2 protein-coding genes are annotated in these 1,212 nt (G+C 70.0%); both read right to left on the reverse strand.

What is annotated here, in order from left to right; translation table 11 throughout:
• Window positions 1-167 (reverse strand): hydrophobic protein (locus ABT300_RS44220; protein ID WP_351688874.1); only part of this gene is annotated, 167 nt, incomplete at its 3' end.
• Between the two features lie 120 nt (window positions 168-287).
• The gene (locus ABT300_RS44225; RefSeq protein ID WP_351688872.1) at window positions 288-932 is read right to left on the reverse strand and encodes a GAP family protein; all 645 of its coding nucleotides are present in this window, start codon (window positions 930-932) and stop codon (window positions 288-290) included.
• Window positions 933-1,212 lie beyond the last annotated feature (280 nt).

Consider the following 1,212-nt stretch of genomic DNA (forward strand, 5'->3'; position numbering starts at 1 on the left):
CAGCGATACCAGCGGCCCCTGCGGCCGCCGGAGTCGACGCTGCGCATGACGAAACCGAGCAGCCAGACGGCCAGCACGATGACGGCGATCCACCACAGTGCCTTCAGGGCGAAACCCGCGCCGAAGAGGATCAGAGCCAGCAGAAGAACGAGAAGCAGGGGAACCATAGTTATCAACCTCCGTTGCTCCTCGTGCCCGGTGAATCGAAGAACACGCGGCTGATTCGCCTGGTTTCTTCAGTGCCATCGCGGGAAACCGTCGTCGGCGACCTGCGTTGCCCGCTTCTCTCAGGCGACCAGTTCGACGATGCTCCTGGCTGCCAGCCACAGGCCCGTCAGCACGGCGAGCGTGACGATCAGCCGTTCCTGGTGTCGCGCGAGCCAGCTCCGCAGGGCGTTCAACCGCGCGTTCGCGACCTCGGGAGCCCGGACCGCGTACATCTCCATCGCGATGAGGCTGAGGGTGGCGAGCAGGCAGTAGGCGGTCAGGGCGAGCCAGTCGGAGAGGGTGGAGAGGTTCGCGTCGACGGCGGTCGCCGCGCCGGCGCCGACCAGTGCCCAGGGCTGCAGCATCCATGCCAGGCCGGCTGCCGTGGCCGGTGACGCGTTGTCGATCCGGGCGGTCCAGCGCGGCGGCCCGTGCGGGCGGGGCGGTCGCCGGTGCCGATGCGCGCCGTAGAGCACCAGTGCCAGGCCGAGGGCGACCTTCGCGGCGAGCACGGCCGTCGACGGCGCGCTGTGACGGGCCGGTGGCTGACCGCCGGTCAGCAGCAGCACGCAGGCGATCACCACGATCAGGTTGGCCAGCCACGACAGCAGGAACGCCAGCCCCTGTCGGACGCCGCGCCGCGAGGAGAGCAGCAGGATGAAGGCGCTGTTGTGCAAGGGCCCCAGGGTGACGGCCGTACCGATCACCACCAGGTCGAGGACCATCGGTTCAACCGCTCCCGGATGTCAGGGCCGCCTGACGCCCGTGGCCGGGCGCGCCGGTCGGCCGGTGCCGTGGTGCTGCGGTGCCGCATTTCCGACTCTGCAGGCGACGACCTCGCTGGTCAAGCAAGCCTCACCCGGACGGGGCGGCACCCGCTGTCCCGAGGACAGCCCGCAGGGGAAGTCACCCGCCCCTCTCGCGGGAGGGGCCGCCCCTCTCGGGGGGGGTGCCTCTATGTCTTTCGTCAAGCGGTGCGGGGGCTTCTCGGCTGGTAGAAGGTTC

The organism is Streptomyces sp. NPDC001027 (assembly GCF_040299045.1).
GTDB lineage: Bacteria > Actinomycetota > Actinomycetes > Streptomycetales > Streptomycetaceae > Streptomyces.